General features: G+C 39.1%; 18 protein-coding genes. 10 read left to right on the top strand and 8 right to left on the bottom strand.

Going from position 1 to position 24,471, the window contains the following annotated elements; all coding sequences use genetic code 11:
* The first annotated feature begins 1,593 nt into the window (after positions 1 to 1,593).
* From purH to rodA, 7 genes are all read left to right on the top strand, one after another.
* Positions 1,594 to 3,120 carry a bifunctional phosphoribosylaminoimidazolecarboxamide formyltransferase/IMP cyclohydrolase gene (gene purH / locus ACZZZC_RS18830; protein WP_463487897.1) on the top strand — a complete coding sequence of 509 codons (1,527 nt, stop codon included), beginning with the start codon at positions 1,594 to 1,596 and terminating at the stop codon, positions 3,118 to 3,120.
* A 340-nt stretch (positions 3,121 to 3,460) separates the two neighbouring features.
* On the top strand, positions 3,461 to 4,483 hold the full coding sequence (locus ACZZZC_RS18835) for a rod shape-determining protein (protein WP_010601761.1): 1,023 nt from the start codon (positions 3,461 to 3,463) through the stop codon (positions 4,481 to 4,483).
* A 36-nt stretch (positions 4,484 to 4,519) separates the two neighbouring features.
* Positions 4,520 to 4,891, top strand: a complete 372-nt coding sequence (locus tag ACZZZC_RS18840) for a four helix bundle protein (protein ID WP_463487898.1) — start codon at positions 4,520 to 4,522, stop codon at positions 4,889 to 4,891.
* 58 nt (positions 4,892 to 4,949) lie between these two features.
* Positions 4,950 to 5,789, top strand: a complete 840-nt coding sequence (gene mreC / locus ACZZZC_RS18845) for a rod shape-determining protein MreC (RefSeq protein ID WP_463487899.1) — start codon at positions 4,950 to 4,952, stop codon at positions 5,787 to 5,789.
* Positions 5,782 to 6,297: a rod shape-determining protein MreD gene (locus tag ACZZZC_RS18850; RefSeq protein WP_463487900.1), complete on the top strand. Its 516-nt coding sequence runs from the start codon at positions 5,782 to 5,784 to the stop codon at positions 6,295 to 6,297. Before mreC ends, ACZZZC_RS18850 begins: the two co-directional genes overlap by 8 nt.
* A complete protein-coding gene (gene mrdA / locus ACZZZC_RS18855) occupies positions 6,297 to 8,303 on the top strand; it encodes a penicillin-binding protein 2 (RefSeq protein WP_463487901.1) in 2,007 nt (668 codons plus the stop codon). Before ACZZZC_RS18850 ends, mrdA begins: the two co-directional genes overlap by 1 nt.
* A 1-nt stretch (position 8,304) precedes the next feature.
* Positions 8,305 to 9,567 carry a rod shape-determining protein RodA gene (gene rodA / locus ACZZZC_RS18860; protein ID WP_056851796.1) on the top strand — a complete coding sequence of 421 codons (1,263 nt, stop codon included), beginning with the start codon at positions 8,305 to 8,307 and terminating at the stop codon, positions 9,565 to 9,567.
* A gap of 887 nt (positions 9,568 to 10,454) precedes the next feature.
* On the opposite strand, the gene ACZZZC_RS18865 is transcribed toward rodA, so the two are convergent.
* Positions 10,455 to 11,657 carry a hypothetical protein gene (locus tag ACZZZC_RS18865; protein WP_463487902.1) on the bottom strand — a complete coding sequence of 401 codons (1,203 nt, stop codon included), beginning with the start codon at positions 11,655 to 11,657 and terminating at the stop codon, positions 10,455 to 10,457.
* Between the two features lie 122 nt (positions 11,658 to 11,779).
* Here ACZZZC_RS18865 and ACZZZC_RS18870 point away from each other — a divergent pair, with 122 nt between their 5' ends.
* Entirely contained in the window at positions 11,780 to 12,361 is a 582-nt protein-coding gene (locus tag ACZZZC_RS18870) for a thymidine kinase (RefSeq protein ID WP_265798321.1), read from the top strand.
* A gap of 59 nt (positions 12,362 to 12,420) precedes the next feature.
* Positions 12,421 to 13,209, top strand: coding sequence for an SDR family oxidoreductase (locus ACZZZC_RS18875; RefSeq protein WP_463487903.1), 789 nt, complete (start codon positions 12,421 to 12,423; stop codon positions 13,207 to 13,209).
* A gap of 550 nt (positions 13,210 to 13,759) precedes the next feature.
* Here ACZZZC_RS18875 and ACZZZC_RS18880 read toward each other — a convergent pair.
* Together ACZZZC_RS18880 and ACZZZC_RS18885 are read right to left on the bottom strand one after the other, a co-directional pair.
* On the bottom strand, positions 13,760 to 13,900 hold the full coding sequence (locus ACZZZC_RS18880) for a hypothetical protein (protein WP_463483556.1): 141 nt from the start codon (positions 13,898 to 13,900) through the stop codon (positions 13,760 to 13,762).
* Positions 13,901 to 14,324: 424 nt separating this feature from the next.
* Positions 14,325 to 17,702 (bottom strand): DEAD/DEAH box helicase, encoded by a 3,378-nt coding sequence (locus tag ACZZZC_RS18885; protein WP_463483557.1) that lies wholly within the window; start codon positions 17,700 to 17,702, stop codon positions 14,325 to 14,327.
* A gap of 205 nt (positions 17,703 to 17,907) precedes the next feature.
* On the opposite strand from ACZZZC_RS18885, the gene ACZZZC_RS18890 reads away from it, so the two are divergent.
* On the top strand, positions 17,908 to 18,675 hold the full coding sequence (locus tag ACZZZC_RS18890; RefSeq protein WP_463483558.1) for a DeoR/GlpR family DNA-binding transcription regulator: 768 nt from the start codon (positions 17,908 to 17,910) through the stop codon (positions 18,673 to 18,675).
* A 60-nt stretch (positions 18,676 to 18,735) separates the two neighbouring features.
* On the opposite strand, the gene ACZZZC_RS18895 is transcribed toward ACZZZC_RS18890, so the two are convergent.
* From ACZZZC_RS18895 to ACZZZC_RS18915, 5 genes are all read right to left on the bottom strand, one after another.
* Positions 18,736 to 19,677: a glycerophosphodiester phosphodiesterase family protein gene (locus ACZZZC_RS18895; RefSeq protein WP_463483559.1), complete on the bottom strand. Its 942-nt coding sequence runs from the start codon at positions 19,675 to 19,677 to the stop codon at positions 18,736 to 18,738.
* Positions 19,678 to 19,683: 6 nt separating this feature from the next.
* The gene (locus ACZZZC_RS18900) at positions 19,684 to 20,283 is read right to left on the bottom strand and encodes a histidine phosphatase family protein (RefSeq protein ID WP_463483560.1); all 600 of its coding nucleotides are present in this window, start codon (positions 20,281 to 20,283) and stop codon (positions 19,684 to 19,686) included.
* Between the two features lie 39 nt (positions 20,284 to 20,322).
* A complete protein-coding gene (locus tag ACZZZC_RS18905) occupies positions 20,323 to 21,354 on the bottom strand; it encodes a GntR family transcriptional regulator (RefSeq protein ID WP_056851789.1) in 1,032 nt (343 codons plus the stop codon).
* Positions 21,355 to 21,532: 178 nt separating this feature from the next.
* Positions 21,533 to 22,912, bottom strand: a complete 1,380-nt coding sequence (locus ACZZZC_RS18910; RefSeq protein ID WP_463483561.1) for an FGGY-family carbohydrate kinase — start codon at positions 22,910 to 22,912, stop codon at positions 21,533 to 21,535.
* Positions 22,913 to 22,929: 17 nt separating this feature from the next.
* A complete protein-coding gene (locus ACZZZC_RS18915) occupies positions 22,930 to 24,210 on the bottom strand; it encodes a sugar isomerase (protein WP_463487904.1) in 1,281 nt (426 codons plus the stop codon).
* Positions 24,211 to 24,471 lie beyond the last annotated feature (261 nt).

The following is a 24,471-nucleotide window of genomic DNA, read 5'->3' on the forward strand; positions in this document are numbered from 1 at the left end:
TCAGGATGACATACAGACTAAGATAAAACCTATTTTAAAGATCTCTCCACTACGGTCGAGATGACGATGCCCTAAAATAGGCGCTCGCTATATAGCCACCCTGCTATCCGGCATAGCCGATTTTGGAAGCAGAAAGCAGTGAAAAACAAGCACAAACATCCAAAAACCAGTAGTCAAGGAAATTTGCAGCCGAAGAGGAAAGCGCCTGGGCTGGCCTCAAATTACCGCTAATAGTTTTCCGCTAGCTTTATGCTAACAAAAGGGGCAAGCCTTGGGCTTTTGGTCGCTTTTGGGCCAAGCCAAAAGAAAAGGCCGCCGCCGATGAGGCGAAAGAGATCCTTCGACTACGCTCAGGATGACATACAGATTAAGATAAAACCTATTTTCGAAGATCTCTCCACTACGGTCGAGATGACGATGCCTTAAAATAGACGCTCGCTATATAGCCACCCTGCTATCCGGCATAGCCAATTTGGAAGCAGAAAGCAGTGGAAAACGAGCACAAACGTTCAAAAACCAGTAGTCAAGGAAATTTGCAGCCGAAGAGGAAAGCGCCAGGGCTGGCCTCAAATTACCGCTAATAGTTTTCCGCTAGCTTTATGCAAACAAAAGGGGCAAGCCTTGACTTTTGGTTACCTTTTTGTCAAGAAAAAGGTAAGAGGCCGCCGCCGATGAGGCGAAAGAGATCCTTCGACTACGCTCAGGATGACATACTGACGAAAATAAAACCTATTTCCAAAGATCTCTCCACTACGGTCGAGATGACGATGCCTTAAAATAGGCGCTCGCTATATAGCCACCCTGCTATCCGGCATAGTCAATTTTGGAAGCAGAAAGCAGTGGAAAACGAGCACAAACGTTCAAAAACCAGTAGTCAAGGAAATTTGCAGCCGAAGAGGAAAGCGCCAGGGCTGGCCTCAAATTACCGCTAATAGTTTTCCGCTAGCTTTATGCAAACAAAAGCGGCAAGCCTTGACTTTTGGTTACCTTTTTGTCAAGAAAAAGGTAAGAGGCCGCCGCCGATGAGGCGAAAGAGATCCTTCGACTACGCTCAGGATGACATACAGATTAAGATAAAACCTATTTTCGAAGATCTCTCCACTACGGTCGAGATGACGATGCCTTAAAATAGGAGCTCGCTATAGCCACCCTGCTATCCGGCATAGCCAATTTTGGAAGCAGAAAGCAGTGGAAAACGAGCACAAATGTTCAATTACCAGTAACAAGGCAACGCGTATTGTGCGATTCTTCATCGCAGCTTGTGATGCCGCAATAAAAGCTTTGACGACTTTACCCGACATCAGATCCACGTGTCCCGATTCATCGGGAAGCCTTGGGCTTTTGGTCCCTTTTGGGCCAAGACAAAAGAAAAAGGCCACCGCCGATGAGGCGAAAGAAAAAACCACAAACAAAGCCCTCACAGCCCGTTAAGATCCCCCGCCTACGCGAGGATGACGGATGGGGTGGAAAGGATTTGTGGGGTAAACAATTAGATTACCACAGTCTAAAATAAGATAATCCATTTTTACATCCTTAGCATACCAAAAAAATCATCATGTTTTACTACCTTTGCGGCTCAAAATTTACAGTAGAATGAGTCAGCCCATTAAAATCAAAAACGCTTTAATTTCAGTATATTATAAAGATGGTTTGGAGCCATTAGTAAAATTGCTAGCCGCTCAGGGTGTGCAGTTATTTTCTACCGGCGGAACCGAACAATTTATCAAAGACTTAAACTTACCGGTTACAGCGGTTGAAGATTTGACTGGCTATCCATCTATTTTAGGCGGTCGCGTAAAAACTTTGCACCCTAAAGTATTCGGTGGCATTTTAAATCGCAGAGCATTAGCAGGCGATCAGGAACAAATTGCCGAATACGAGATTCCGGAAATTGATTTGGTTATTGTTGATTTATATCCGTTTGAAGAAACTGTAAAAGCTGGCGGAACACCCGAAGAAATTATCGAGAAAATCGATATCGGTGGAATTTCATTAATCCGTGCCGCAGCTAAAAACTTTAATGATGTCGTGATCATCGCTTCGAAAAACGACTACCCTACTTTACAAGCTCAATTAGAAGAACAAAATGGTGAAACCAATTTAGCACAACGTAAAGCATATGCTAAAAAGGCTTTCCATACTTCTTCTCACTATGATACGACAATCTTCAATTATTTTAATGAGGAAGAACCACTTGATGTTTTTAAACAAAGTGTAGCTGATGCTAAAACCTTGCGTTATGGTGAAAATCCACATCAAGGGGCAGTATTTTATGGCGATTTAGATGCCATGTTTACGAAATTAAACGGCAAAGAACTTTCTTACAATAACCTGGTAGATGTGGATGCTGCCGTGGCTTTAATAGACGAATTTGAAGATCCGACTTTTGCAATCTTAAAACATACAAACGCTTGCGGAATTGCTTCCCGCCCTACTGTCAAACAAGCCTGGATGGATGCTTTAGCGTGCGACCCGGTTTCTGCTTTCGGTGGCGTTTTAATTACCAATGTTGAAGTTGATTTAGCAACAGCTGAAGAGATTAACAACTTGTTTTTCGAAGTGCTAATTGCACCTTCTTATCAACCGGAAGCGGTGGAATTATTCAGCAAAAAGAAAAACCGCGTGATATTACAGCGCAACAATGTGGAGTTGAGCAAAAAACAATTTAAAACTTTATTAAACGGCGTAATTGAGCAAGATAAAGATTTAATTATCGAAGGTCCGGAGCAAATGACAACCGTAACCGATAAGGCACCAACTGCTCAAGAATTAAAAGATTTGCATTTTGCAAATAAGATTGTAAAACACACAAAATCCAACACCATTGTTTTGGTTAAAGATGATGTGTTAATCGCAAGCGGTGTGGGTCAAACTTCCCGGGTTGATGCGTTAAGACAAGCCATTGAAAAAGCTGCTTCTTTTGGTTTTAGCATAAAAGGAAGCGCAATGGCATCTGATGCTTTCTTCCCTTTCCCTGATTGTGTAGAAATTGCTGCTGATGCAGGTATTACTGCAGTTTTACAACCTGGTGGATCAATTAAAGATGCAGATTCGGTTGCGAAAGCAAATGAAAAAGGTATTGCTATGGTAACAACCGGCGTAAGACACTTTAAACACTAGGTAAAGTAAAAGGTTGAAGGCCTAGAGGTTGAAGGTGATGCAATATGCCATCATTGACAGGCATGAAGCCTGCCTCCTCCCACAGGCTGACAATCTTAAAGCGTTATAAAGCCTTAGTAGTAAGATTGCCTGCCTGCGGTAGGCAGGCTTCGTGCCTCGCAATGACGATCGTTTTAGAGAGAGAGAAGCTGAAGGATTACAAGTTTTGATTTTCAACATAATTTAATTGCCTTAAAAACAATTTAATGAACGAAGAAAATAAAACTTAAAACAATAAAAAACCTATTTTTACATTAGGAATAGTATAGATTTAACAAATTAAAGAAAATATAACTCATACATGGGATTATTCAATTGGTTTACGCAGGAAGTGGCCATCGATTTAGGCACTGCGAATACCCTAATTATACATAACGACAAAGTAGTGGTAGACGAACCGTCTATTGTTGCCTTTGATCGTACTACAAACAAAGTTATCGCTATAGGTCGTCAGGCGATGCAAATGGAAGGTAAAACCCATGATAATATTAAAACCGTTCGTCCTTTAAAAGATGGTGTAATTGCCGATTTCAATGCCGCTGAGGCAATGATCAAGGGAATGATCCGCATGCTAAATGGCGGTAAAGGTTGGATGTTTCCATCTTTACGAATGGTAATCTGTATTCCATCAGGCATTACTGAGGTAGAAAAACGTGCTGTACGTGACTCTGCTGAAATTGCCGGAGCTAAAGAAGTTTACTTAATTCACGAACCAATGGCTGCTGCTGTAGGTATCGGAATTGACGTGGAAGAACCAATGGGTAATATGATTATCGATATAGGTGGTGGTACTACAGAAATTGCAGTTATCGCCTTATCTGGTATCGTATGCGATCAATCTATCCGCGTTGCGGGAGATAATTTCGACTCTGATATCGTGAACTATATCCGTCGCCAGCACAACATAATGATTGGCGACCGTACTGCGGAAAAAATTAAAATTGAAGTGGGTGCAGCTTTACCAGAGTTACAGGATGCTCCTGCTGATTTTGCTGTTCAAGGTCGTGATTTAATGACGGGTGTTCCAAAGCAGATCACCGTTTCTTATACTGAAATTGCACATTGTTTAGATAAATCAATCTCTAAAATTGAGGAAGCGATTTTAAAAGCATTAGAGATTACCCCTCCAGAACTTTCTGCCGATATTTATCAAACTGGTATTTATTTAACTGGTGGCGGTGCACTGTTAAGAGGTTTAGATAAACGTGTTGCTGCCAAAACGAAGCTACCTGTTCATGTGGCAGAAGATCCACTTCGTGCAGTAGTTCGCGGAACTGGTATCGCCCTTAAAAACATTGGCGGTTATAAATTTTTAATGCAATAGACTCATTTACGAATGTAGATTTTAGATTGACGATTGATGAATAGCGAAACGCTTAAAATAAGAACAAAAGCCTATGCTATATCAATTGGAAAATTAATAATTTCGTTGCCGTACAATATTTTAAGTAAGAATTATTCAAATCAATTGGTTTGTTGTTCAAGTTCTGTTGGTGCAAACTACAGAGCCGCTTGCAGAGCAAAATCTACAGCTGATTTTTTGAACAAATTAAAAATTGTCGAAGAAGAACTTGAAGAATCGATGTTTTTTCTTGAATTATTAAAAGAGTTTAATGCTGATTTAGCTGTTGAAATAGATAGAAATTGGAAGGCAGGAAATGAATTGCTTTCAATTATTGTTTCTTCAATCTTAACAATTAGAAAAAACGAACAGGCTCGTAAAACACCATAAATCTTGAATGAAACTATGCCGGCAATCGTAAATCGTCAATCTAAAACCGTAAATCAGCATGCGTAACCTTTGGATTTTCATCAGCAGATACAACGCATTTTTCCTGTTTATCATCTTTTTCATCATCGGCATTTATCTTACGGTAAAAAACAATGCCTATCAGCGCAGCGTAACCTTAAATTCATCTAACGAAATTGTGGGTACTGCATACGAAAGGCTTAATGTTTTTAAAAGATACATGAATCTGGGGATGGTAAACGATAGTTTAGCGGCCGAAAATGCTAAACTGAAAACACATTTATTAAACCTGACTACAGTTGATACTACTAAAGATGTAAAAGTAATTGATACCCTTACCGATCAGCAATACACGTATTTAGCCGCAAAGGTGATTAAAAATTCCATTACGCTTCGCAATAACGTCATGACGATTAATAAGGGCAGTTTAGATGGAATAAAAAGTGGCATGGCTGTAATTGCTCCACAGCGTGGGGTAGTAGGCTTAGTTCGTGATGTTTCTGAACACCTGGCAACCATTCAATCGTTATTGCACAAAGATACCCGAATTAGCGTAATGCTTAAAAAGAATACGGCTTTGGGTTCGTTGGTTTGGGGAGATTCGAATTTCGATATCAAAAAAGCATTGATCAAGGAAGTTCCTAATCACATCAAAATGCTGGTGGGCGATTCTGTGGTAACCTCTGGCTTTGGTTCTTTTCCAAAGGGGATTTTAGTGGGGAGGATTATTAAACCAAATGTAGCAACCAATGATAATTTTTTATCGGGTGAGTTAAATTTATTTACCGATTTTAGTACGTTACAATACGTTTACGTGGTAAAAGACAAAAGAGCTGAAGAGCAGAAAGCTTTGGAGAGCTTAATTAAGCCAAATGAATAGTAGAATAGTCATTGTAAATATAATCAGGTGGATTTTGCTCCTTTTTGTTCAGATATTTCTGCTCAAAAACATGGGCTTTTACGATCTTTCTACACCCTTTGTTTACGTTTTGTTTTTACTCTTATTGCCATTTGGCATCCCTAACATTTTACTTTACGTTTTGGCTTTTGTAACGGGCTTAACCCTCGATGCATTTTACGATACAATGGGCGTTCATGCTACGGCCTGTATCGTTTTGGCCTTTGTTAGAATATCTTTTATTTCAATTAGTTTAAACCGCGATGCAATTGACGACCCAGAACCTTCGTTAAGTTATATGGGCTTCCAATGGTTTTCGCTATATGCTTTTCTTTGTGTAATTGCGCACCACCTGGTGCTGTTCTTTTTAGAAACATTTAGGTTAACCGAAATTGGCTATACCTTAATGAGATGCGGCTTAAGTTGTATCTTTACACTGCTTATTATTTTATTGGTAGAGTTTATATTCTATAGAAGAACGTCCCGCTAATGGATCAATTATTTAACCGAAAATATATCGTTCAAGGATTATTTATTGTAATCGCCCTGATTTTATTGGGGAAATTATTTTATATCCAGATTGTTAGTGATAAATACTTTCTTTCTGCTGAAAGTAATGTGCTACGCAAAATTTATAAGTACCCTGCCCGTGGCGCCATTTTAGATCGCAACGGAAAAGTTATCGTTCAAAACGAGCCTGTTTACGATTTAATGGTTACGCCAAACGAGGTTAAAGAATTCGATACGCTGGCACTTGCCCAGGCTTTAGAAATTTCAATTGATGATGTGCGTAAAAACTTACGCAAGGCCAGAGGAAAATCTACCTATCAATCGACCCCTTTTCTCAAGCAAATATCTGTTCAAAGTTATGCCCGTTTGCAAGAAATTCTATACCGTTTTCCAGGATTCAGAACACAAGACAGAACGGTAAGGCACTATCCTGACAGCGTGGGCGGCCAGCTTTTTGGCTACGTAAAAGAAGTTGATAGCGCTGATATTGCCAATTCGGAAGGATTCTACAGACCAGGCGATTACAAAGGAAAAAGCGGTTTGGAAAAATCATACGAAGAGATTTTAAGGGGGGAAAAAGGAGTAGTTAATACGGTATATGATGCTCATAATACGCCACAAGGAAGTTACGCAGATGGCAAATATGATATCAATGCCGTTTCAGGTGAACGCCTGATATCTGGTATTGATATGCGCATTCAGAAACTTGGCGAAGAGTTGATGAAAGACAAAGTGGGTGCAATTGTAGCCATTGAGCCTGCTACCGGCGAAATACTATCTTTGATTAGTAGCCCCGGTTACGATCCTAATTTACTGGTGGGCCGGGATCAGGGCAATAATTATATGAAGTTCATTGTCGGTAACCCTTATCGCCCATCATTGGTGAGGCCCATCATGGGGTATTATCCTCCAGGCTCATCTTTTAAGCCTGTTGATGCCTTAATTGGCCTGCAAGAAGGGGTAATCGATCCAAATACAACTTTCTTCTGTCCGCATTATTATCAAGCTGGAAACAGAAAAATTAAATGCGAACACTTTGATGGTTCTATTTCTTTGCGAAGAGGCATAGCCCGATCTTGCAATACCTATTTTTGTTACGTCTTTCAAAAGTTGATCACCAAAAATGGGATGAAGAACCAAAGAAAAACTTATCAAGAATGGCGGGATAAGATTGCGAAATTTGGTTTCGGAGAGAAGTTGGACATTGATATGCCTTATGAAAGAAAAGGATATTTTTATGAAGCAGATCATTATGATAAAGTTTATGGCAAACGTTGGGGCTACACCAATGTAATTTCGCAGGCTATCGGACAGGGTGAAATCACAGCGACGCCGCTGCAGATGGCCAATGCAATGGCCATCATTGCCAACCGTGGCTACTATATCAAACCCCATATTATTAGGGCGATGGGCGATAAGATTAAAAAGGAATACGTAGATAAAAAATATGTTGGCGTTGATGCCAAGCACTTCGAACCCGTGATTGATGGCATGCAAGATGCTGTTAATACCAGTTGGGGAACCGCAATATTATCGAGAATACCTGATGTGGTGCTTTGTGGTAAAACGGGTACAGTGCAAAATCCGCATGGTAAAAACCACTCTGTTTTTATCGGCTTTGCCCCACGCGATAATCCGAAAATTGCAATTGCGGTTATTGTAGAAAATGCAGGTTTTGGAAGTACCTATGCTGCTCCCATCGCCAGTTACATGATTGAAAAGTATTTAAAAGGCAAAGTTACAGGCTCAAGAGCCGCACAAGTGGAATGGATGAAAAGCCAGAATCTTTTACCGGTTTTAAAAGATAAGACGAAGCCCGTTAAGATCGTGACTAAAGCTGATAGCCTTTTAATTAAAAAAGCGGATTCAACCAAAAAAGTAAAGGATAGCTTGAGCATAAGGGCGGCAACGATTAAACAAAGTGTGGCTACCAAGCCAAAAGGAAGCAAAACCGTTCCATTAGAAAACCCTGTAACCCAAAAGTAAAATGCAGCAACAACAGGGAAACCGTTTCTTTTTCAATGTAGATTGGATTACTGTTTTGATTTATATTGCCTTATGCGCTATTGGGTTTGTCAACATTTACGCTTCTGTTCCTCCGGAGAAAACGATTGCCTTTGGTTTTAGCGAACTTTACGGCAAACAGCTTATTTATGTGATTTCCGGATTAATTTTAGGCTTAGCCATTTTGTTATTCGATGGCAGGCTTTTTAACGTCTTCTCCCCTTTTATTTACGGGGGTACGTTGTTATTGCTGCTGGCGGTGTTAGTTATCGGAAATAAAGTGGCAGGTAATCAGGCCTGGATCGCCATTGGCTCCTTTAAACTGCAGCCTGCCGAATTCGCCAAATTTGGAACTGCTCTACTTCTGGCCCGATACGTGGGTAGTTTTAATCCTAAATTCCGCGATTTTAAATCAATCGCCATTGCAGCCTTAATTGTTGGCGCACCCTTGCTATTAATTATGCTTCAGCCCGATACAGGCTCTGCTTTGGTCTTCCTGGCCTTTATGTTCCCGCTTTATCGCGAAGGTTTGTCTGGTTATTTCCTTTTGATATTTCTGGGAATGATCGTCTTGTTTGTAGCCGATTTCCTTGTTCCTACCTGGATTTTGATTACCATTATCACCGTAATTGCAGGTTTATTTATTTACAATAACCGCAGGAAACAGAAAATTATTTTTTCTACAGTTTTGGTTACCGTTTTTGCTATTGGTTATCTTTTTTTAATCAAAGTTGCTTACGAAAAGGTTTTGGCACCACACCAAAGAAGTCGTATTGAACTGATGCTTGGCCTAAAAACAGATAACAGAGGTGCGGGTTATAACGTAATTCAATCTCAAATTGCCATCGGCTCCGGACAGGTTACCGGTAGAGGATTTTTAGAAGGAACCCAAACTAAATATGGCTATGTGCCAGAACAAAGTACCGATTTTATCTTCTCAACCATTGGTGAAGAATGGGGATTTTTGGGCTGTTTGGTAGTGATTGGTTTATATAGTTTTTTACTCTTGAGGCTGATTAACTTAGCCGAACGACAGCGATCTACGTTTTCCAGAGTTTACGGTTACAGTGTGGCCTGTATTCTCTTCTTCCACGTCTTCATCAACATAGGGATGACCATTGGAATTATTCCGGTAATTGGAATACCCCTGCCGCTAATTAGTTATGGGGGTTCTTCGTTATGGAGCTTCACCATTTTGCTATTTATTTTTCTGAAGCTGGATTCGAATAGAATGGGATTTTTTTAGGAGTAAGGATTAACGAGTAAAGATCAAGGAGCAAAGAGTGAGGAGGAAAGAGCAAAGATATAGTCGTATAGTCAGCGGGGTAGTCGCTGCTAGTCGAGATTTGCAATCTCGACTCCAAATAATTATTGCAAATCCTGAATAAACAAGAGTGGGATTGCCACAGCTAATGAAGGATTAGCTTCGCAATGACGATTGTTGGCAAGGGATTTGTCGTTAGTCGAGATTTCCAATCTCGAATCCAAATAGGTTATTGCCAATCCGACGAAAATACGAATGAGATTGCCACAGCTAATGAAGGATTAGCTTCGCAATGACGATCGTTGGCAAGGGATTTGTCGTTAGTAGAGATTTGCAATCTCGACTCCAAATAATTATTGCAAATCCTGACTAAACAAGAGTGAGATTGCCGCAACTAATGAAAAATTAGCTGCCCAATGACGGTCGTTGGAACGGGATTGCAAATCGTCGTTAGTCGAGATTTGCAATCTCGACTCAAAATAGGTTATTGCAAATCCTGACTAAGATACGAATGAGATTGCCTCAGCTAATGAAGGATTAGCTTCGAAATGACGACCGTTGACAAGGAATTGCAAATCGTCGTTAATCGAGATTTGCAATCTTGACTCAAAATAGGTTATTGCAAATGGTGACGAAAATACGAATGAGATTGCCACAGCTAATGAAGGATTAGCTTCGCAATGACGATCATTGGACCGGGATTACAAATCACAACTAACACGAATGAGATGTCCGCAGCTAATGAAGGATTAGCTTCGCAATGACGATCATAGGAACGGAATGCGCTTAATTTTATGATCCCAGACTTATAGCCTACAACCTATAACTCAACAGCCCAGACACGTAACCCGCAACCCGTAACAGGCAACTCATTTAAATCTTCTATTCAACAATTCGTAAAATTGGTCGACGGTTGCCTGTTTGCTGGCCCAGTCATTTTTAGCAGCATAATTTGTCTGTAAAAAGCTATCTGCTGCTTCAAAGCTATTCATCTTATTTACGATGTCAATCGCTTCTGAATAGGCCAAATTGTATCCTTTAAATAAATCTTTAACAAACAGTAATTTTTCATTTAAACTGATGCCTTGTTTTAAATCAGCTATCGGCGCTTTAATTGGCTCTTCGTTATTTGCATGTGTTCTGGCCAACAAATCATTTAAACTCGGTGCTGGCGTTGATGAAATGGGTTGAACTGGAGGCCTAACTGGAATGGCTTCCGGAATAAACATGGGTTTTTCTTCAACCACTGGTGGCGAAATAATAGGATCGTCCATCTCTATATCTCTTAATGCTTCGATAGGTTTAAAATTATCAATCTGAGCCACAACCTCTTCCTCAACCTCAACCTCTTTCTCAACCTCTTCGTCAACCGCAACCTCTCTAACCTCTGGTTCATCATCATGAGGAATTAAAAATGGCTCCGGACCAATTTCATCTTCTTCAGTTGTCAAGGTTTCCTCAACAAAATCAGGCTGCTCCTCTTTTTCATGGATCATTTTCTTTTGAGCAAGTACCTGCTCTTCATCTTTACTCAGCGGGCGATCGAAAATCTCTTCAACCGACTTTTCCTCATAATCGAATTTATCATCAGTACTGTGATTGCCTAAAACAAACTCAAAAGAATGATCATCCTGATCGGGTTTAAAGAAATCCTTTTGTAAAACTTCGTCTGCAACATCTTCATGAATTTTTTCATCATCCAAAACTTCTTGCTCCTGCTTTACGTCCACTCTTTCTTCCTCCTCCTCTGCAGTGGCAATTTCCTTCAGCTCAGTGGTGTCGAAATTTTCCTCTTCCTCTAAATAACTTTTATCCGCCCAAATTTCATCTTCTAAAGTTTCTGGTTGAGCCACAAATGGTACCTCCTGAGTAGTTATATTTCGCTGTTGCGAAGTGCTGTTTAACTTTTGTACAATGCGAACATGATCAGCTAAAAAATCGGCATTCGCTAAAAACAGCTCCACTTCTAAATCGTTTAATTGTTCAGGATTTTGAGCCAAGAACTGGTATTGCTCATTTAATTCCGTTAAAATATTGCCTACTTTTTTAAAGATATCTTGTTGGTTCATCATGAAGTGATAACGGTTTTTTAGTCGATTTATGTTGGTAACTATGTATTCAAAAATAACACATAATTATGATATTTGTTCGGTTTAAAATTAAAGAGAATCCACCGGGTTATAAAAAATAGGGCATGTTATTTAGCGAACAGAATTTTAGAAGAAGGGGAGAATTTTCAGGAAGTATTGAAGTGGTATGTGGCTCTATGTTTTCAGGAAAAACTGAAGAGCTAATCCGCCGACTAAAAAGAGCCCAGATTGCTAAGCTGAATGTCGAGATTTTCAAACCTCGTACAGATACCCGTTACCATGAAAGTGCTGTGGTTTCTCATGATTTAAATTCCATAAACTCCACTCCTGTTGATAGCGCTTCGGCCATTTTACTATTGGGGACCAATACACAGGTTGTGGGCATTGATGAGGCCCAGTTTTTCGACAATGAACTTCCGGATGTTTGCAATAAGTTAGCGCTCAAAGGCATCAGAGTTATTGTCGCCGGGCTCGACATGGATTTTACGGGCAAACCTTTTGGACCGATGCCCGCCTTGATGGCCATTGCCGAGCATGTTACAAAAGTAAATGCCGTTTGTGTTTGCTGTGGCAACCCAGCCCTTTACAGTTACCGTACAGTGGCTGATGAAGCTACCGTTTTACTCGGCGAAAAGGAAAGCTATGAGCCACGATGCAGGGCTTGCTACAATTTGGGCAAAGGATAACCGATTTCAAAACTGTTTACTTATCCGATTGTTAGTCAATACTAAATACTAAAATTCAATTGAAAACGATTTCCATTTTAGGTTGCGGCTGGTTCGGTTTTGCTTTTGCAAAGAAATTAGTTGAGCTTGGTTACGAAGTGAAAGGATCTACTACTTCGCCCGAAAAACTTGATTTACTTGCAGAAGAGAAAATTAATCCGTTCCTAATCAATTTCACAGCTGAGCAAATTATTGCCGACAACGAATTCTTTGATGCGGATGCGCTTTTTATCTGCATTCCTCCAAAAAGAAACTCTACTGAACTTCTTGATTACCCTCAAAAGATAAAATCAATTTTGGCAGCCGCGAAAGATAAATCGAAACAGGTTGTATTAATCAGTTCGACAAGTGTGTATGCTGATGAAAATAAAACAGTAAACGAAAACAGCGAGACACATCCTGATACCGATTCGGGAAAGGTGGTATTGTCTGCAGAAAATATTTTAAAGTCTTCTTTACCAGATCATTTTACCATTATCCGCTTTGCGGGATTAATTGGGCCGGATAGAAACCCCGGCAGGTTTTTCGCTGGCAAAACTGACGTTCCAAATGGTTTAGCACCTGTTAATCTCATCCATCAAACTGATGCGGTTGGTATTGCTGCTGCAATTTTAGACAAACAGGCTTACGGACGGATTTATAACGCTTGCTCTCCTCACCATCCCACAAAAAAGGAGTTTTACACTGAAGCAGCGAAAACATCTGGTTTAATGGAACCCCTCTTTATAGATGAAAAGAAAGATTGGAAGGTTGTGGAAAGTGTTAACGTTCCTGAGTTTTTACAATACGATTTCCAGATTGCAATTTAATTTTTGCTTGCGCCTCAAAAAAACCTGTCATTCTGAGCGCAGCGAAGAATCCACAACCTTCAAAGCATTAACTTAATTAGCCGCAAGCCCTGAAATACAATTTGTAAGCTATTGATGTAAGATGCCTTCAATTAACAGATTCTTCGCTGCGCTCAGAATGACAAAGCGATGGGGGAGATTTGTAATCTCTATTAAGAACGGTCGTCATTGCGAGGGACGAAGCAATCTCCTTTAATAAAATAATGCAACAAATGAGATTGCTTCAATCGATGAAAAATCAATCTCGCCTGGCTGCCGCAGGCAGGCAATGACGGAAAGTTAAAAACGTCAATGGTAGCATAGCGAAGAATCCCTAACCTACAAAGTACTAACTCAATTAGCCGCAACACCTGAAATAAAATCTGTAAACTATTAATGTAGGATGCCTTGAATTAACAGATTCTTCGCTGCGCTCAGAATGACAAAGCGATGGAGGAGATTTGTAGGGCGTACTTCTAAAGCCGGGATTACAAATCCCGACTTACAAAACGGATGAACGAGCAACGTCAAACTAAAGAAGTATTATATCTGCTATTGATGTTCCGCCATGCTCTCCGGCATAGGAGACAATGGAAGGAGAAAACATCAAAGCTTTTGTACCAACTTTCAATGCCGACTGTAACAAGGCATCGCGTATTCTGCGATTCTTCATCGCAGCTTGTGATGCCGCCAATTAAGCTTTGATGATTTTATCCGACATTGGATTCAAGCCTTGAGTTTTTGTTTCTTTTGTTTCAAGACAAAAGAAAAGAGCCCATCGGCGGCTAGCCGAAAAAACTAAAGGAAACCTTCTAAAGTCGGGATTACAAATCCCGACTAACAAACCGCTTCATAAAAACCTGTTATTCTGAGCGCAGCGAAGAATCCCTAACCTACAAAGTACTAACTCAATTAGCCGCAACACCTGAAATAAAATCTGTAAACTATTAATGTTGGGATCTTTGATCTAACAGATTCTTCGCTGCGCTCAGAATGACAAAGGGTTAGTCGAGATTTATAGAGCATACTTCTAAAGTCGGGATTACAAATCCAGACTAACAAAACCTCAGAATGACAAAGCGTTGTAAAAGATTAAATTAACTCAACAAACCCAGTAGTTCCTTTTTGCTTAAGTTCTTAAAAAATCCACCATCAGTTTGAATCAAATTTTTAACCAGATCCTTTTTTGTGGCTTGCAATTTCATAATTTTTTCTTCAATCGTATCCGGGCAAATTAGCCTTACTGCCATTACATTATTATGTTGCCCAATGCGGTAAGCCCTATCAATGGCTTGATTTTCAACCGCAGGATTCCACCATGGATCAACAAGATAAACATAATCTGCCTGGGTTAAATTCAAACCTGTTCCTCCTGCTTTCAAGCTGATCAGAAATACGGGAATATCCTTATCCTCCTGAAAAGATTGAACAACTTCTTCCCTGTTTTTAGTTTGGCCAGTCAGATACTCATATTTAATACTCCGTTTTTCAAGTTGTTTCTTAATTAAATCGAGCATGCTTACAAACTGAGAAAACACTAAAATTTTATGGTTTAAGGCTTTGCTTTCTATTTGCTCCAAAAGCACATCGATTTTCGAAGATGCCTGTAAAAAAGATTTTCCATCGGCCAATAAGGCTGCAGAATTGCAAATCTGCCTTAATTGAGTAATGCTTTTTAACACATGCATCGAACTTTTGGGTAATTCATCTTCAGTTTTATTCAGAATATAATCTTGAATTTCCTTTTTGTTTGCCTCATAAACTTCTCGCTGCTCCGCTCCCATTTCACAGTATAAAATAATTTCCGTTTTATCAGGAAGCTCTGTAGCTACCTGCTCTTTGGTTCTTCGAAGAATAAATGGCCTGATCTTCTGCTGAAGTTCTTCTGCTCGTCGCTTATCTTTAAACTGATCAATTGGGGTAGAATATAAATCAGCAAATTGCTGTTTACTGCCAAATAAACCCGGGCAGGCAAAAGACAATTGCCCGTATAAATCAAAAGTATTGTTCTCAATCGGTGTACCGGTCATCACAACTTTATTCCGCGATTGCAACATTCGAACTGCTTTGTATCGCTGCGATTCAGGGTTTTTGATGTTTTGCGATTCATCCAAAAAGATGTAGTTAAAGCGATAATCTTTCAAAAAGCGAATATCAGAAAGCAAAGTCCCGTAAGAGGTTAGTATCAGCTCAAAGCGATCAAAAGTATCGGTAGTTTTAGTTCTTTCATTGCCATAAATCGTTTTTACCTTTATTGATGGGGCAAATTTTTCTACTTCAGCTTTCCAGTTGAAAATTAAAGAGGCAGGCACAACAACAAGATTGGTATTGTGCTTTACTTTATCTCGCTGAGAAAGGATAAAAGCTAGAATTTGGATCGTTTTACCCAAGCCCATATCATCAGCCAGACAAGATCCAAAATTAAAATCATCCAGAAAATTGAGCCAGTTTAAGCCATCTTTTTGGTAATGCCTTAAAGTGGCTTGTAAAGTCTTTGGAACTTCAACTTCCTTTATCGAATCGGTATGTTCAAACTTCTGGCGATAAGATTGAAGCTCATTTTTAACTTCACCATCAAGCAAAGCATCTAAATAAAGCTCGTTAATGGTGGCAAATTTTATTTTTGGCGTCAATATAGCATCTTCAGTAATTTCACCAGCGTTAAAGTAATCGGTAAATTTTTGTAGCCAGCTCTCTGGCAAAATGCCTTGCGTGCCATCGTCGAGGGTAACAAATTTGCTCTTATTCCTGATTGATTTATGCAAATGCTTTAAGGCGACTTTTTGCTTTCCAAATTTTACTTCCACTTTAGTTTCAAACCAATCGGTTCCGCTTAAAACCTCAATGTTAATATTTGCCTTGTGCTGATTGAGTTTATTATTTTTCAGCGTATTGAAGCCCAGAATGTGGATTCCTTTATTCCGCCAGGTTTCAAATGCATCTAAAAACCAGGCTTCCTCTAAAAATCTTTTCCGATGAAGGTAAAAGGAATCATTACTCTCCTGATCGTAAAAAAAGGGATGCTGCTTTAGCACATTGCCAATAAACTGTAACTCAGCATGATCATCACGATGAACAGTAAAAACATTCCCCAATTTATCTTGTGCGTGAATCTGCTTTTTGGAGAGTACAGGAATTTCCTGATTTCCATATCGCATTACCGGGGTGATGAGAATAAAATCTTCCGATTCGGATAGATAAATCAGCTGCTCGGTTTCCAAATCAAAGCCCTTTTCTTCAATTTGTTTTTTTGTTGCAGGCTTTAAGTAGGAATAATCTACATGAATGCTTCCTTCCAACTGCACTAAAATTGTTTTTTGGAACTCAGGATATTTCGATTTATGAAGGATTAAGCGATTACTTTGCTTCTTGAAAAATCCAATTACCCGCAACAAATCCAACCGGGTAATAAGGTAAAGCTGATCTTTGAGCTGGATAAAATATTGATGGACCAGCATTAACTGATCAATTTCATAGGACTTCCCTTCTATGCTTAAACGCCCGGTAATTTCAAAGAAATCGCCTTTTTGATTAACAGTTAAGCGCAAATCAACTTCCAGTGCTTTAACAGTCACCGCAGCTATTGTTGATGCCTGAATGGCTGAAGATTGCTTATTGCTTTGAATATAGAAAGGTAAATTTAAAGGATTTTTAACAACGGCCTTCAAAGCGTTAATTTCGTCTTCACTTTGTTCGTTGTTATAATTTTGTTGAAAAGCAGCAACTCCACTATAAAATTTTAATACGTCGCCTTCTTCAGCCTTAAAAATATGGGTATTGGGATTTACACTTTTTAATGGATTTTTTACCTTTCCGTTTTTGGTAATCTGCGCCTCAAAAAGCTCTATAGTTAGGTTGTTGTAGTAGCGGTGTTGCCCCAAAACTAAAATCAGATTACCAGCATCAACGTTCGGCTTTTTACCTGTCTCCTTTGGCAACAACATTTGCTCGAGTTGTTCTTTCGCTTCGCGATTGAAAGGTTGCAGTGCTTCAATTTTTGGTTTGATTTTTATTTCACCATCTTGTAAAGTCAAATTAAAAATCGACTCCAGATCTTTCTCATATTCTAACCCATAATTTACTGCAATTTTGAGCAGCTGCTGTTTTCTCAGGTTTTTATCGAAAAAAATCAATAATTCTTGTCGATACAAAATGTTGTATAAAACCTGCGCCTGATGTTCACATAGCTTAGTTTTTGGTGTTCCGCAACGGCAAGAAAGTTTTACATTTTTTTCATTCTGCTGAACCTGAACAATGGGGAAAACTGCCGCAGAGTCGTAGCAACTGAACGCAGCAAAATCAATTTCAATTTGTTCTGCAACTAAACCGTAAAACCCTTTTACATCGGTATGTATTTGTTGATTTAAATGTTTTAAAATTACGATAGCATTCAAATTTTGGAGATTAAAACCCTCAAGTATATAGTCGTAAGGATTTAATTCTATCGTTTGATCGCTGCGATTCTCTTCACTCATTTAAATTGGAAATAATGGATAAAAATACATTTACCCCGCGATAATGGCGCAATAGAATGGGAAGTTTTTACCAACAGCCTGTTTGAAAGTTAATTTAATATAAACACACTGAAAGGTAATTTAACTAAATATAATTTTGAATCCTCTGATTTTAAATTATGTTTGTTCACATTAAATAAATTAAGCTCCAAACCGAATATTGTCCATGAAAAACATTACCGACAGACACGAATTCATCTTAAAAAACCTAAAGGAAAACGGAAAAGTAAGCATTATCGAGCTTACCGATTTGATGGAGGTTTCTGGAGTTACTATTAGAAAAGATTTAAAACTTTTAGAAGATAAAAATTTACTTTTCAGAACTCGTGGAGGTGGATCGATTAACAATCCCTATGCAAACGAACGGACGATTAATGAAAAAGCATTCATCAACGCTGATGAGAAACAAAAGATTGCAAAAGCGGCCCTCTCTTTAATCGAAAAAAGTGATTCTATCAGCATTGGTTCTGGAACTACAGTTTTTGAATTGGCCAGATGTCTGTACCCAAACCAGCATTTAACGGTCATCACGCCTGCGCTAAAAGTGGGTTTGGAGCTGAGCACTCGCCCTAATGTTGAGGTTTTGCAGCTCGGCGGTTTAATTCGCTCCAACTCCTCATCAGTAGCCGGTTCGTATGCAGAACGGGTACTAAGTGAAATATCTTGTGGTGTACTATTTTTAGGGGTAGATGGCATCGATATGGATTTTGGTTTCTCGATAACCAATTTAGCAGAAGCCACACTTAACCAAAAAATGATAGATACTGCCCAAACTGTTGTAATTATGGCCGATAGTACCAAATTTGATAAGCGTGGCCTCGGCAAGGTTTGTGGCTTCGAACAGGTTCATTACATTATCACCGATAGCGGTGTTTCTGAATTTATCGTGAATCAAATTGAAGAAAAGGGCGTCAAAGTCATCATTGCTAAATAATTAATTAAGCTTACATCTATGCATTCGGGTTTTGCTAATGCTTGAGCCATGGATTGATACTTATTTTTTAAGGTTTACTTTGTCCATAAACCTGGCTTTCGGATTATTTTTTGGCTGGAGCGTTGTAATGGCTTCGGCTACTTCAATTGGCAAATCAGATTCTAAAATATCTGCTCCCTGTTCAAAGGTTTCTCTATAATTTTTAGCCCTATCTTCTTTCGTTGCCAACTTATCATAAGTGGTGGCTGCAGAAATCATACACATCACGCCGCGGGCATGGAGCATATCAAAAAGTTCTTTATTTTCAGGTTTGTTAGTTGGTCCAATGTAAGCAATCATGCTTTCCCAAGGAATACCTGCAGCTTCGTATTCCAACAAAGCTTTCTTAGTTTTCACAAAAGCAGAAAACATTCGGTTAGGATTTTGATCGTAGTAAAACTTAGCATGTTGGGCATCATGAACAGTAATCATGATTACTTTATTTGGATTTTGCTTTAAGATTCGTTCCTGCATATTTAAAGGCACATCTTTACGATCTAAATTGACCACTGTTTTACCAGCGCTCCAATCAATTACCTCTTTCAGTGTCGGGATTTTGTACTTCGTAACATGCCCTTCCGGATCTTTCAATCTAAATTTTTGAAGCTCGGCAAAAGTATAATCCGCTACCTTACCAGTACCGTTTGTAGTTCGGTCAAGCGTAGCATCATGCATTAAAACCAAAACGCTATCTTTGGTTAGCCTCGGATCAATCTCAAAAAAAACTGGTGTAAATTTCAGCGTATTTTCAAAAGTGGCAATGCAGTTCTCTGGAAAACCTTTAACCGTACCGCCCCTGTGGCCGCTAATAATGGGTATAGTTTTTCCTGTGTATTTAAAAAATTCACGCAGTTCGTTTACATTTTTAATTTTTAGCGTGTTGATATTAGTTTGTGCAAATACACAAACAGAGCTAGCAAAAACAAGCTTGGCAAACAGGAAAGCCTTTAAGGTAGTTTTCATTTCGAATTATATTTTGCTGTTTAAAAGTCTGAGCGTCATTACGCCATCCTCATCAAATTCAATTTCCGTTATGGATGAATTTTGCTGTGCCAGCTGGCGATAATTTTTTAATGGCATTCCGAGTTTGCTCGCCATAAAAAGGCGGTTGATGCCATTATGCCCAACAACCATGATGGTTTGGTTACGATGTTTAGACATCATCTCATCAAAAAAACTGGTTACTCGATCTAGAATTTCTGTAGCCGATTCTCCGGTTCCACCGGCTTTATTGGTTTCTGGAGCATTCATCCAATTGGTCCACAATGAGGCATTCTCGGCTACGAATTCTTCTTTTGTTTTGCCTTCCCAATTGCCAAAATCGACTTCAATTAATCGATTATCTACAAACACCTCTCTTTTTCCAGATGCAATTTCGGCGGTTCTTTTTGCACGAAGCAGTGGAGAAGAATAAACCGCATCAATCTTCATATCGCTCAGCTGATCGCAAACAAATTTTGCCTGCCTGAGCCCTTTTGTCGTCAATTCGATATCTGTTCTACCGCAATAACGGTTTCCATCTGCATTATAAGCAGTTTCTCCGTGCCTTAATAAATATACTTTAAGCATAAATTTCTTCGTGTTTAAGCAAATAATCAACCAAAAAAATTAAAGTGAATTACGAAGATTTAAGTAGAATGGAACTTCGAGTTTTTCGGTTTTTCCATTTAATACAAATTCTGCTGCCTGTGTGCCAAGCTCATGAAAATCTGTAGATATTGTGGTTATTCCATCTAGAATGAAACGTTTGAGAGGGGTTTCGTTATAAGAAATTACACCAACATCCTGCCCGATTTTTAGTTTAAGGACAATTAATCGTTCTATTAGCGTTACCAAATCATCCTCCATCAAGTTGATATAAACTTCGCCTGGCTTTATTTCTTCTTCCTTAATATTGTGAATCACTTTGTGATCAAAAGCATATTGCTGGCAAAACCGATAGAAACCTGTTAAAATTTCTTGTGGAAAATAACTGTTTTTTGGGAAAATAATTTTGATTGTACTGTATTGAGATAATCGTGGCAAGGCCTGTTCTAAAGCGGCATAAATGTCTTGAGCGAAGTTTTCATAAGCAGCTGCAAAATCGCCAGTAATCCCTGGCAACAACTTATCCAAAATAATTAATTTCTCCTTTGGGATGGTATTGATAATTTCGTGTGCATTTTCACCCCCTTCTAAAAAATGTGGAATGATGACAAAATGGGTGTAGTCGTCAATTTTAGAGGTGATCATTTTTTTAAAGAATGCAAAGTCGTTGTTGTAGATATAGAAATCTATAGCTGCTTTTTCTCCAATTGCTTTCGTAAACGAATCGTAGATAATCTTTTTGTGGGTACTCAGTTTATTGAATAGCAAACAAACTTTGAGTTTTCTGGAAAAATCTATGTTGGTAATAAAATATCCTTTACCAGGAACAGAATCGACAACACCCAGTTTACGCAAGTTACGATAACCTTTTTCTGCCGTATCTCTTGACATTTCCAGACTGAAGCTTAGCTCATTAATTGATGGCAACAAACTTCCTTTTTTTAGTTTGCCAGATTCGATGCCACTTAGTATCGCATTGGTAAGTTGCTTATACTTCGGCGTTGAAGAATATTCATCAATCTGAATTAAGGAAATTAGGTCGTCTGTTTTCACTATATGCTGGCTCTAAGCCCGAATATAGCAAATTAATGTGGTTTGAGGTCGGGTACATTAGAGATTATTTCATTCCGCTCATTTTTTAACCTTAACACAATGAAACCACTCAGGTTACCCGGTGAAAAAGCTTCAGGTACCCATTTGCATCGCGAATAATTTCGCATTCTAGATGACGCTATATCGTCCGTTGAATTGCAGAGTAATATTTGAGCTGAATCATATCAGTTGGTGCCGGGTTTTCATTCCAGGCATCATTTATTGCCAGTGCTGTTCCAATGGAAGTGGCTTGCGAAACCGAAGACGCATAAACCTCAATATCAGGAATAGAGGTGGCCAGCAGGTGCATATAAATAGCATTTTTACCAAATCCGCCATCGACAAATACTCTTTTTACACCCGAATTTAGAACCAGGTTTAAAGAATAAATCTGTTGCTTTACCAGATCAAAAATAAGCTGATGGTAGGCTTCCTCGGCAGTTTGAAAAAGATTCAAATCACGATCCGGGAACGCGGAATTAGCTGAAAATTCTGTTTGCGCAGTCAGGTTTTCCGGCACTTTATTGGCCAGCTTCAAAATCATGGAAGGATTAAACTTCAGGTGCTTAAATAAATAAGCGGCTCTATCGAAGTGCTCGGCAATACGTTTTAACTGTACTTCATGTTCGTAGCCCGCAAAAATTCGGGAAGCTTTTATCGGCTTACCTTTGTAATGCATATAACAAAGGCAGTCTTGTTTCAATTCTTCTTTAGTAAGCGGCTCTTGATTAAAAGGATTTAAACTGATGCACCAGGTACCTGTTGAGATTAGAATAAATGGCGTGTTAAAGTTCGCCAGGTAAGGAATTAATGCGGCTGAACTATCATGCAAACCAACGCCAACCTGAAAAGTTGCGCCATTAAAAGTAGTTGCGATGCTTGAATCGGCAGGCGTAAATTCACCAAATTTCTCCTCAATTTTTTCTGAAGTCACCCATTGATGATACTGATTTTGGTTAAAATCCCAAAGTTGTGTATGGCAGCCAATGCTGGTGATATCGCTAACGGCTTTACCGGTAATCAAGAAGCTTAAGTATTGCGGCAAATGCAACGCATACTTCACTTTATCGAATAAAGCAGGTCGCTCTTTTTTAAGTCTGTAAAGCTGCATTCCAGAATTTAAACTACCTAATATCGGCGAGGCAGTTTCTAAAGAGATCTTTTCCTCGCCGCCATATTTTGCATAAAATTCTTTTTTTAATTCTTCTGGATATTCTTTCAGATAATTATAAAGCGGTGTTAAGGGTGATCCATTTTCATCGAGATACACAAAACTGGCACCGTAAGTAGAGAAATTGACAGCTTTAACATCAAACTCTTTCATCTGCAAAACCTGATGCAAAGAATCGTAAACAGATGATTTCAGGCTCTCCAGATTTTCACATGGCTCACCATCTTCATCAACAGTTTCTACGAAACGGGCTGAACGTTCGTAAACAATCTGATAATTTTCATCAATAAGAAAAAGTTTTTTGTTCGTTTTCCCAACGTCAAATATTGCAATAACCGGTTTTGGCATCTCTTTAGCTCCCTTTTTTATAAACCTGTTGCTACAGTATTTCCTCTATGGTTAACTAAATTTGATCTTACACTCAAATCGCGGTATAAGCTTATCGGAGCCAAAGCTGCTCCAGCTCTTAACCTTGCCTCAGCCACTAACGCTCTTAAATCGCTACGGAAAGTATTTTGTAAAATTTCCTGTGCTTTTGCCACGTCGTTATTATCCTGTGCGGCATTTAAAGCTTTACGATCTACCAATAAGGCTTGAGCATAAGCAATCATAATGGCTTCTACCGATTGTAGTAAATCTTCCAAAGGGTCTTTCACATTGTGAGAGGCATCTATCATCCATCCTAAATCTTTAGCATGGTTCATTCCTTTCGCATCCATACCCTCAACCAGCTCATTAAAAATCAGGAACAACTGATAAGGCTTGATACTTCCGGCAGTTAAATCATCATCACCATATTTGGAATCGTTAAAATGGAAACCACCTAACTTTCCTTCCATCAAAAGCAAGGCAACAATTTGTTCGATATTTGCATTTGGTAAATGGTGACCCAAATCTACCAAGGTATAAGCTTGTTTCCCCAATTTGCTTGCGTAAAGCAGCGACTGACCCCAATCTCCTACTGTTGTAGAATAGAAATTTGGTTCGAATGCTTTGTACTCTACAAAAAGTTTCCAATCTGCCGGCAAAGCCGAATAAATTTCTTCTAAACTTTCTAATGTATTTTCGAATGCCCTACGGAAATTTAACTGACCAGGGAAACAAGATCCATCGGCCAGCCAAACTGTTAGTGCATCAGAACCTAGCGCCACACCATGTTTAATTACTTCGATGTTATGCTCAATAGCTTGCTTGCGAATGGCTTTATTTACATTTTGTAAGGAACCAAATTTATAGCTATGTGCCGAACCAGCCTGATCTTGAAAAGTGTTTGAATTCATGGCGTCGAACTTCAGTCCGTAGCCAGCTGCAAGGCTTTTTAAACTCTCTGCATTTTGTGGGATATCCCAAGGGATGTGAAGGGAAATAGCACCGCTTGCCCCATTTAAAGCATGAAGCAAACCAACATCTTCAATTTTTTCTTCGATTGTGCGGGGCTCGCCACCAGTAATGGCGAAACGACCGAAACGTGTACCACCTGTACCTAAAGCCCATGATGGAATCGCAATCTGAAAATCAACCAATTTCTGGATTACACCTTCTAAATCAACATGCGACCAATCTTCTTTTAAAAAGTTGAGCTTGCGCTGATGTGAACTGATAAGGGAATCATTGTGTTTTTCTATTTGGTTCTGCTCGATATTCATGAGAATATTTGGTTTTGTTAGGTTAATAATTAAGCGATAAATCGCTTTGATTTGATCCTCAATTTAGATTGAGAATTTTAAAGTCATTTCCAGTCTGTGGCGAACCACAGACCGAGAGAACAACTTACTAAAACTATTTTAAATATTATTCTTGATCCGTGTTTCCAAAGATCGTTTACTTACTTTACTTTTCGATCTGTGAGAACACAGACCGAGGGGCAGCAATTCATATTTACTAAAATTTTAGCCAGAATGAGATTG

It is taken from the genome of Pedobacter sp. AC212 (assembly GCF_979258625.1).

Coding starts and splice junctions, on each gene's coding strand:
- mreC (WP_463487899.1), top strand. CDS start 4,950: ATGCGTAACCTTTGGATTTTCATCAGCAGATACAACGCATTTTTCCTG.
- ACZZZC_RS18870 (WP_265798321.1), top strand. CDS start 11,780: ATGTTATTTAGCGAACAGAATTTTAGAAGAAGGGGAGAATTTTCAGGA.
- ACZZZC_RS18895 (WP_463483559.1), bottom strand. CDS start 19,677: ATGAAAACTACCTTAAAGGCTTTCCTGTTTGCCAAGCTTGTTTTTGCT.
- ACZZZC_RS18890 (WP_463483558.1), top strand. CDS start 17,908: ATGAAAAACATTACCGACAGACACGAATTCATCTTAAAAAACCTAAAG.
- ACZZZC_RS18850 (WP_463487900.1), top strand. CDS start 5,782: ATGAATAGTAGAATAGTCATTGTAAATATAATCAGGTGGATTTTGCTC.
- ACZZZC_RS18840 (WP_463487898.1), top strand. CDS start 4,520: ATGAATAGCGAAACGCTTAAAATAAGAACAAAAGCCTATGCTATATCA.
- purH (WP_463487897.1), top strand. CDS start 1,594: ATGAGTCAGCCCATTAAAATCAAAAACGCTTTAATTTCAGTATATTAT.
- ACZZZC_RS18915 (WP_463487904.1), bottom strand. CDS start 24,210: ATGAATATCGAGCAGAACCAAATAGAAAAACACAATGATTCCCTTATC.
- ACZZZC_RS18900 (WP_463483560.1), bottom strand. CDS start 20,283: ATGCTTAAAGTATATTTATTAAGGCACGGAGAAACTGCTTATAATGCA.
- ACZZZC_RS18910 (WP_463483561.1), bottom strand. CDS start 22,912: ATGCCAAAACCGGTTATTGCAATATTTGACGTTGGGAAAACGAACAAA.
- ACZZZC_RS18885 (WP_463483557.1), bottom strand. CDS start 17,702: ATGAGTGAAGAGAATCGCAGCGATCAAACGATAGAATTAAATCCTTAC.
- ACZZZC_RS18880 (WP_463483556.1), bottom strand. CDS start 13,900: ATGAAGAATCGCAGAATACGCGATGCCTTGTTACAGTCGGCATTGAAA.
- rodA (WP_056851796.1), top strand. CDS start 8,305: ATGCAGCAACAACAGGGAAACCGTTTCTTTTTCAATGTAGATTGGATT.
- ACZZZC_RS18865 (WP_463487902.1), bottom strand. CDS start 11,657: ATGATGAACCAACAAGATATCTTTAAAAAAGTAGGCAATATTTTAACG.
- ACZZZC_RS18835 (WP_010601761.1), top strand. CDS start 3,461: ATGGGATTATTCAATTGGTTTACGCAGGAAGTGGCCATCGATTTAGGC.
- mrdA (WP_463487901.1), top strand. CDS start 6,297: ATGGATCAATTATTTAACCGAAAATATATCGTTCAAGGATTATTTATT.